Below are 8,194 nucleotides of genomic sequence, written 5' to 3' on the forward strand. Positions count from 1 at the left end.
GGGCTACTGTCCAATCATCGGCGCTGTCGTGCTGACAAGATCTCGAATCCCCGCCGGTCGAGCAGGAGGTCTTATCCGTAGCGAGCCCTTGGCGCCCCTGCTCGTGCGCGCCCGATATCGGCCGAAGCGCGGCTGCGTGTTAGCGCCGCAGTCAGTAAAGGCTCGGCGACGACAGCAATGCACCAATGACAAAACGAATGCGGGCCGGGTATCTAACGCGCGCGACTTCGCCTCCTACGCTCACTACTGCGTGCATTTCGACGAGCAAGTCTAAGTTCAGCAAGGGTTGGTCTCCACCAGCCTCTGAAGCGTTCGCTCGGCCCGGCGGCTGACGGAGCAGGCCATGTGCTCACAAGTTCGGCCAGGGTTGCCGGACGCCACTTGCCCCAAACGAAATCACCTGTCGCAGGCATCGCATGGGGATAGAAGGTGGCTGCGTCAGATAGCTCAACGAGTTCACCGGAAATTTCAGTGAAGACGACTATCCCGTACTGCACGGTTGCGACGGCGCGGCCCAAAGCAGGCAGATCCTGAAGTGGCAACGGATAGCGATGGCGCCTACGTTCTCCAGCCCGCTGTTGTGCGGCTTGATGGGCTGCCGTGTTTCTGGTGGCCGCAAGTCGCCGTTTCCTTTCCTCCGGTTCGGCGTGCTGCGCAGCCTGTTCGATGTTTGGCCATCGACGCCGGAGCGCCTCATATGAGCGGAATGGAACTCTCCAGGCCCGCAACTCATCGTCCCAACTCGCCCACGGGACAGCATGCAGTTCCTTAACCACCGTCTTGGAATAGGGCGTGCGAATGCGCAGGTCATCCGCGATTTCTAGATACCGGCTCGATATCGGATCGAAGGCGAAGGCATCTCGTCCCTTGCTCTCGTCATGGGGCGCCCGCAAAGCCGCCTCTTGCTCCAGCCAGCGGTCGATCCGCCGGGCCGCTGTCTTACCCGGCACGAACCAGCTCTTGCGCTCGTCGCTCCACCTGGCACGCGGAAAAGCTTGTTGAAACCGCTCGACCGCCATTCGATCGTACGCAAAGCCGACTTCGGCACCAATTGCATCCTGTTTGTGCGGCGCAGGACGAGCGTTGGGGTCCGTCATTGTAAAATCAACCGAGTTGCTGCATGCGAACGCGGCGCAGGGCCAAAGGTTCATCAGCCGGCCAAGTCCGCAGGAATATGGCGCCTGAACGATGCCAATGCCCAACACGTGTGTGAAACTTTCCCCACGCTTGGCAGTTTAAGCAGGGTCCGGGAGGATCAACGATGTCGATATCACACGAGTATGCGGCTAGAGCCGAGCGGTCGAAAGGCTCGTTCGTCCCGTAAAGGGGGCGCAGAGGCGAGACATGTCATCGAGACACATGATCATCACCCAGCGCAGGCGCGGGAGTCGGTAGGTCGCTACGGAAATGACGGCGAAAGATTGACGAGGCCGCCAAGCCCCTACAAAGACCACTGAGGATCAACAGCCAAGTCTTTCTTGCTCACCAAGAGTTTGTCGAGAACTCGGATGATTCGCATCGCAACCTTCAACTTGAACGGCGTGAACGGTCGCCTGCCCGTGCTCATCAAGTGGCTGGGTCAGAACGACCACGACATCGTGTGCCTCCAGGAATTGAAGACCTCGGACGAGAAATTTCCCGCCGAAGCCATCAGGAACGCCGGTTACGGCGCGATCTGGCACGGGCAAAAGTCCTACAATGGTGTGGCCATACTCGCCCGGGGGAGGGAGCCGGTGGAACGTCGACGCGGCCTGCCGGGCGATCCCGACGATACCCACAGTCGGTATATCGAGGCCGAGGTGGATGGAATTGTGGTCGGCTGCCTCTATCTGCCCAACGGCAATCCAGCGCCCGGCCCGAAATTCGACTATAAGCTCCGCTGGTTCGACCGTCTGATCAGCTACGGTAAGCTACTGCTCAGGGAAGGTGTCGCGAGCGTTCTCTGCGGCGACTACAATGTCGTGCCAACGCCGATCGATGCCGTGGTACCAAGGCGTTGGCTAGGCGATGCAGTCTACTTTCCGGAGAGCCGGCAAGCCTACGCTGAAATGCTTGGTAACGGCTGGATCGATGCCGTTCGTCGCATCCATCCGGAGAAAGGCATCTACACCTATTGGAACTTCTCCTACCAGGGCGGTTATGATCGGAGTTCCGGCCTCCGGATGGACCATCTCCTCGTCAGCCCATCACTTTCGAACAGGCTATGTGATGCCGGCGTGGACGCTGACGTGCGAGGTTGGGAAAAGCCGAGTGATCATGCGCCAGCCTGGATAGAACTCGACCTCTCCGCCCAGGTTGCGGGTCATGTCAATCGTGAGGCTGGATGATCGCCCCGGAAGCGAAGCGTTTCTTTGATGTCGCGGCGCGGACCACGGCCATCCGGCAAAAGGAACAAAATGCGGGGCCGCTGGTTGAGATTTGTTGAGACCAGAGCGGAGGGGTCTTACTGCTCTATCTGGCCCCTACAATCCAACCGAGGATAGCCGTGGGTATTCTTGAAAGCGTAAAGAAGGCGGCCGAGTTGGCGACGGGTATTGGCCGACCGAGAACGCAAGAACTCGCCGAACTGGTGAGGTTGAAGAAACCACTCGAATTTCGGTTCAAGGACGATGGCCTCGTGCCGAACCATCCGTTCTGGCCATTTGTCGTCTATCGTGGCGCCGTGAAGCCGATGGAGCAATTCGACTTCGCGGCCGTGCTGGAAGAGCTTTTCGAGGCGAATGGCTGGCGTGACAGCTGGCGCGACGGCATCTATCACTACGTTCATTACCATTCCCGCATACACGAGGTGCTTGGGGTTGCGCGCGGAACCGGCAGGGTTCGGTTCGGCGGCAAAAGGGGCCGGATATTGTCCTTGAAGGCTGGCGACGTGGCCGTTCTACCGGCCGGCACCGGACACCAATGCCTCGGCGAGAGTGATGACTTTCTGGTGGTCGGTGCTTATCCGGCATCGGGGACTTATGACGAATGCACGACAGCCCAGGAACATGAGCGGGCATTGCAAACGATTCCCAAGGTTGGCCGTCCCCGGAAGGATCCAGTCTATGGGAGCAAAGGCCCGCTGCTGTCAGTATGGCCGAAATGACGACGACATGGCCCCGGCGGTCGCGCCGGGACCATTGAAACCCGTCTCAATTCAAGCCGCTTTCAGCTCGGCCGCCCGGTCGTTCACGCCGGCTTCGCCCAGAGACGTCAGGGCCTTATCTGTAGCTTTCTCTTCCTCGAGGGTCGCGCTCAGAAGTTCAACGATATCGTCCTTGCCAAGCGAGGTAGCCCACGCAATTAAAGTGCCGTAGCGCGCGATCTCGTAGTGCTCGACAGCCTGCGCGGCGCCGACGAGCCCGGCGTCAAGCGACTTCGAACCCTCATACTCCTCGAGAATTTCGGATCCCTCCTCGAGAATGCCGTCGATGGCCGGGCAGGTTTTCCCGCGCGCAGCCGCGCCGAGGATTTCGAAAACCTCCTCAAGCCGTTCCACCTGGGCTTCGGTTTCGGCACGATGCTTTTCGAAGGCTGCGGTGACCTGCCCGTCGTCCGCGCCCTTGGCCATCTTCGGCAAGGCCTTCAGAATTTTTTTCTCGGCGTAGTAGAGATCTTTGAGACCGTCGAGGAACAGATCCTCAAGGCTCTTGGTCTTCGCACTTGCCTTCTTAGTGGTTGCCATCGCTGTGTGCTCCTTGTTGGCTTGTTTCGCGTCGTGGGCATTTTCTAACTCGGAGAGAAGCTGGCAGTTCCCTTGCTGTCCAATTAAATGAGTCGTCCATGACACTTCGGCGCCAGTTCGGCATTTGGCCGTATCCGTCGTTTTCCACGCCGTTGTCAGCGCGAGGAGGGCGATGCCGATGTCTTCGATTTCCGCGCCCAACTCGGCCTATGCGCTGGCGGCGAGGCCGGTGAATGGCGGCAACCCTTCGCATCGCATTCGAAGTCTCCTGCGCGAACAAGATTTGGCCAGTCCAGAGCATGTACCGTTGGGCCTGAGGTGGCGATGAGGCCCTTCCGTCGCAGTTCCTGAAGCATTCTGTTCACGTGGACCGTGGACAAACCCAGCGCATCTCCAAGCGCCGCCTGCGTAATCGGAATGTCGGCTATGTGGTCCTTGATGCGTCCTACCGAACGCAAGCGGTAGATCAGTTCACAAAGGATGTGAGCCATACGCGTGAAAGCCTCGCGCCTTCCGACATTGGTGACCCATTCCCTGTATATGGCCGCGTCGATCAGCGTCGAGCGCCAGAACGCGGTCGCGATGCGGGGGTGCTGTTCGCAAATGGCGCGCAGAGCATCGTGGCGCATGAAGCCTAACCGGGTCGGTATGAGCGTCGAAAAAGTGCAATTGATCACCGACAGGTGCAGACTGTGCAGATCCGGGAGGTCGCCAGCCACGAGGGCAAGAAGCGCCGTAAAGGGGCCTATGCCATCGGCGACTTGGTCCAAGACGTCAGATGATGGCCTGGCGCCTGCATTACTGGTCGTTGCAATAGGCTTGGGTCTTCGGACTGGCAGCCGCCGGCCTAGGTTAGACGGTCGCGACAGATGGTCCACAGAAGGGGAGGCACGGTCTGGACCAAAAGACCCCATCGGGAACAAAGGCGCGGCTAGGAGCTTATGGGATTGGCCGCTCCATTCGCGGCAGCAAGATCGGAGAAGATCATGAAGAGGACTTGGAAGAAGCCCGTCATATGCGAAGTCGCGGCGGGCATGGAAATATCCCGCTATCTGCCTGCCGAAATCAAGAAGAAATGACGCACCGGCGGGTTCGGCATCGGCTGTGCTCGCTTGGTTGCCTGACACTGGTGCAATAGCAACTGGAGTTCGTCACGGCGTGTGGATTAGGATAATTGGATCCGCAGCGGGTGGCGGTTTTCCCCAGTGGAACGCCAACGACCGGCTCAACAGGGCGGCGCGAGCGGGCGCTCCCGGCGTCCGCTCGCGCCTTCAGACCAGTGTGGCGGCATCCTCAGACGGGCGACGGTGGATTCTTTTCAACGCGTCTCCAGACATCCGCCAGCAGATCGCGGATAATACGGAACTCCAGCCGCATTCGAATATGTCGGCCCGTGCCACGCCGATGGCCGCCGTGGTCGTGACCGGCGCCGAGGTCGACCAGATTGCGGGGCTCCTCAGCTTGCGCGAGCGACAATCCTTTGCCCTCTATGCAACCGAGCAGGTCCTTGCGGTCATCGCCTCCAATTCGATTTTCGATGTCCTCGATGCTCGGATTGTTTCGCGCCGCCGCCTTCCCGCTGAAGGCGTCGTCGATCTTCGCGATGCTGGGGGGGCGGAAATCGGCGTCCGCATCGAGGTCTTTCCCGTTCCCGGCAAGGTGGCGCTCTTTCTTGAAGATAACGGCCGACACGAGCTCCGTCACGCCGATGGCGGAACCATAGGGGTTCGCCTGATGGAAGGAAGCCGTTCGTTGCTCTTCGTCCCCGGCTGTACAGCCGTCGATGAAACATTGCAGCAACGGATTGCCGGCGCCGACATGCTTCTCCTCGACGGTACGGTATTCACGAACGACGAGCTCATTACGGGCGGTGTTGGCGTGAAGACCGGAGCGCGCATGGGGCACATCGCGATGTCCGGGCCTGACGGTGCGATCGCACGTCTGAAGGATATACCGGTCGGTCGCCGCATCTTCATTCATATCAACAACACAAATCCAGTTTTGGACGAGACATCTCCTGAGCACTTGGCCGTGCGCGCGGCCGGATGGGAAATTGCGCAAGACCGGATGGAGCTCGTGCTGTGACCGATTTTTCCGATGTGGTCGGCAGCGGTCTTGACGCGCAAAATCTGCGCGCCGTACTTCTGCAAGTCGGTCACGAGCGCTATCACAACCGACACCCCTACCATCGCAGAATGGTGGAGGGAGCGATGTCAAAGGCCGAACTGCAAGCGTGGGCGCTCAACCGCTATTGCTATCAGGAGGCAATCCCGCGCAAGGATGCCATCATCCTCTCCCATGCCGAGGATCCGGCATTCAGGGCCGTATGGCGTCAGCGCATCGAGGACCATGACGGCAAGGACGGCCGGAGCGGCGGCATTGCGCGCTGGCTGCATCTCGCGACCTCGCTCGGTCTTTTGCCGGAAGAGGTGAAAAGCCAACGGCTTGCGCTGCCTGCAACGCGCTTCGCGGTGGAAGCGTATGTCAATTTCTGCGCCTCCCATACCCTGCTCGAGGCAGTGGCGTCTTCCCTCACGGAACTTTTCTCGCCCGATATTATCGCCGAACGCGTGCCAGCCTTGCTGGCTCGGTACGACTTCGTCACCACCGACGCGCTCGCCTATTTCGACCGACGGCCAGACCAGGCCGCGCGCGATTCCGAATTCGCGCTGGACTACGTGCTTCGCCACGCCGACACGGCAGAACGCCAGCAGAAGGTTGTCAATTCCCTGGTTTTCAAATGCGATGTGCTTTGGGCGATGCTCGATGCACTCGACTACGCCTACGGGCGCGAGGGGATGGTGCCCCCTGGCTGCTTTCGTCCGGAGGCGATAAGATGACGGTGGACCGCCCAAGAGCGTTTGTATCGCGGCAATCTCTCCCGCGACTCGCGCCGTATGTACGCCTGCGCTTTGATCCGGTCCGGCATGCTTGGGCGGTGCTGTCTCCCGAGCGCGTTTTCTGGCCGGACGCAATCGGGCTGGACATCTTGCAGCGCTGTGACGGCAAGACGCCGTTCAGTGTTATGGTGATGTCTCTTGCTTTGGAATACGACGCCGACGGCGGGGAGATCGACCGTGACGTCGGCGCGTTTCTGCAACAATGGGCCGACCGGCTTTTGGTGCGGCTGTGACGGAGGTGCCGCTCCCACCCATCGCCATGCTGGCGGAGTTGACGCATCGCTGTCCTCTGCAGTGCCCCTACTGTTCCAATCCCCTCGATTTGCTAAAAGCCGACCGCGAAATGGCGACGGAATGCTGGCTCGACCTCTTCCAGCAAGCAGCGGATATGGGTGTTCTCCAGGTGCATCTTTCGGGTGGCGAGCCGATGCTGCGCCGGGATCTCGAACAATTTGTTTCGGCACTTGCGCATGCCGGTGTTTACACCAACCTCATCACCTCTGGTGTTGGCCTTGCCGGGGCCCGGCTGGAAGCACTTGCAGGTGCTGGACTGGACCATGTCCAGGTGAGTTTTCAGGGAGCCAACGCCGAAACGACGGCGCGCATCGGACGCCATTCCGGGGCTCACGCGAACAAGCTTGCTGCCGCCCGGCAGGCGCGGGAACTCGGGTTGGCGCTTACGATCAATGCGCCGATCCATCGGCACAACATCGCGCAAGTTCCGGACTACATCGAGCTGGCGCTCTCGCTTGGCGCCCAGCGGTTGGAGATCGCCAATATACAATATGCCGGTTGGGCGCTGCTCAATCGTCGTCATCTGCTGCCCGATCGCGCCTCGATAGAGCATCAGGCCGCGACTGTGGAGGAGGCACGGGCACGACTTGTCGGCGTGTTGGAGATCGATTTTGTCCTGGCCGACCATTTTGCCACATATCCCAAGCCCTGCATGGGTGGTTGGGGACGCGATGCTTTCGTCATCGCACCGGACGGCGCCGTGCTGCCATGTCATGCGGCAGCGACCATTCCATCACTGCGCTTCGAGCGCTTCGGCTCGCGGCCGCTGGCCGATATCTGGCGGGACTCACCGGCATTCGAGGCCTTCCGCGGAACGAACTGGATGCTTGAGCCTTGCCGCAGCTGCGAGCGGCGTGAATTTGATTGGGGTGGCTGCCGTTGCCAGGCGCTGGCGCTGGCGGGCGATGCGGCTGCGACTGATCCCGCATGTGTCAGGTCGCCCCTCCATGCCGCGATTGCTACGCTGGTTGAGGAGGCCCTTTCGACATCCGAAGGCACCGGAGGAGACCTCATCGCGCCCTACGCCTTTCGCCGCATCGCCAGCGCTTAAGCTCTTATCGTACGTTCACAGCTGTGTCTGATCAGCCAGTTGCCACGAGGCATGACGATCCAGTGGAACCTTTTCGTTGGCCGGGAATTAATCCAACTCCCCGAATGTTCAGGGCCCGCCGTGCAGTTCCCTCGGTACAAGGATTGCTGGATGCACGACGACGGAGTCTCGGGGGGGGGGGGGGGGCGGGCCGCGCGCGGGGGGGGGGCGGGGGGGGGGGGGGGGGGGTGGTGTTGTGTGGGGGGCGGCGCGGCGCGCGCGGCGGCGCGGTGGGATTTGGGGCCG

General features: G+C 60.8%; 10 protein-coding genes. 7 read left to right on the plus strand and 3 right to left on the minus strand.

Annotation, left to right across the window (positions count from 1 at the left end; genetic code table 11):
- Positions 1 to 212: 212 nt before the first annotated feature.
- Complete coding sequence (locus NKJ01_RS27675; RefSeq protein WP_352732892.1) at positions 213 to 1,097, minus strand: hypothetical protein; 885 nt, start codon at positions 1,095 to 1,097, stop codon at positions 213 to 215.
- Between the two features lie 411 nt (positions 1,098 to 1,508).
- Here NKJ01_RS27675 and xth point away from each other — a divergent pair, with 411 nt between their 5' ends.
- Together xth and NKJ01_RS27685 are read left to right on the plus strand one after the other, a co-directional pair.
- A complete protein-coding gene (gene xth / locus NKJ01_RS27680) occupies positions 1,509 to 2,327 on the plus strand; it encodes an exodeoxyribonuclease III (RefSeq protein ID WP_352732895.1) in 819 nt (272 codons plus the stop codon).
- Between the two features lie 158 nt (positions 2,328 to 2,485).
- Positions 2,486 to 3,085 carry a cupin domain-containing protein gene (locus NKJ01_RS27685; protein ID WP_023758466.1) on the plus strand — a complete coding sequence of 200 codons (600 nt, stop codon included), beginning with the start codon at positions 2,486 to 2,488 and terminating at the stop codon, positions 3,083 to 3,085.
- A gap of 51 nt (positions 3,086 to 3,136) precedes the next feature.
- Here NKJ01_RS27685 and NKJ01_RS27690 read toward each other — a convergent pair whose 3' ends face one another.
- Complete coding sequence (locus tag NKJ01_RS27690) at positions 3,137 to 3,664, minus strand: YciE/YciF ferroxidase family protein (protein WP_023758467.1); 528 nt, start codon at positions 3,662 to 3,664, stop codon at positions 3,137 to 3,139.
- Between the two features lie 155 nt (positions 3,665 to 3,819).
- Entirely contained in the window at positions 3,820 to 4,434 is a 615-nt protein-coding gene (locus tag NKJ01_RS27695) for a Crp/Fnr family transcriptional regulator (protein ID WP_352732898.1), read from the minus strand.
- A gap of 216 nt (positions 4,435 to 4,650) precedes the next feature.
- Here NKJ01_RS27695 and pqqA point away from each other — a divergent pair, with 216 nt between their 5' ends.
- From pqqA to pqqE, 5 genes are all read left to right on the plus strand, one after another.
- On the plus strand, positions 4,651 to 4,743 hold the full coding sequence (gene pqqA / locus NKJ01_RS36525; RefSeq protein ID WP_156938501.1) for a pyrroloquinoline quinone precursor peptide PqqA: 93 nt from the start codon (positions 4,651 to 4,653) through the stop codon (positions 4,741 to 4,743).
- 79 nt (positions 4,744 to 4,822) lie between these two features.
- On the plus strand, positions 4,823 to 5,749 hold the full coding sequence (gene pqqB / locus NKJ01_RS27700) for a pyrroloquinoline quinone biosynthesis protein PqqB (protein ID WP_352732911.1): 927 nt from the start codon (positions 4,823 to 4,825) through the stop codon (positions 5,747 to 5,749).
- Positions 5,746 to 6,504: a pyrroloquinoline-quinone synthase PqqC gene (pqqC, locus tag NKJ01_RS27705; RefSeq protein WP_352732901.1), complete on the plus strand. Its 759-nt coding sequence runs from the start codon at positions 5,746 to 5,748 to the stop codon at positions 6,502 to 6,504. Before pqqB ends, pqqC begins: the two co-directional genes overlap by 4 nt.
- The gene (pqqD, locus tag NKJ01_RS27710) at positions 6,501 to 6,797 is read left to right on the plus strand and encodes a pyrroloquinoline quinone biosynthesis peptide chaperone PqqD (RefSeq protein ID WP_023758472.1); all 297 of its coding nucleotides are present in this window, start codon (positions 6,501 to 6,503) and stop codon (positions 6,795 to 6,797) included. Before pqqC ends, pqqD begins: the two co-directional genes overlap by 4 nt.
- The gene (gene pqqE / locus NKJ01_RS27715) at positions 6,767 to 7,909 is read left to right on the plus strand and encodes a pyrroloquinoline quinone biosynthesis protein PqqE (protein WP_050589501.1); all 1,143 of its coding nucleotides are present in this window, start codon (positions 6,767 to 6,769) and stop codon (positions 7,907 to 7,909) included. The genes pqqD and pqqE overlap by 31 nt, the downstream gene beginning before the upstream one ends.
- The last annotated feature ends 285 nt before the right edge of the window (positions 7,910 to 8,194 follow it).

The sequence above is a fragment of the Mesorhizobium sp. M0276 genome (genome assembly GCF_040321755.1).
Classification (GTDB): domain Bacteria; phylum Pseudomonadota; class Alphaproteobacteria; order Rhizobiales; family Rhizobiaceae; genus Mesorhizobium.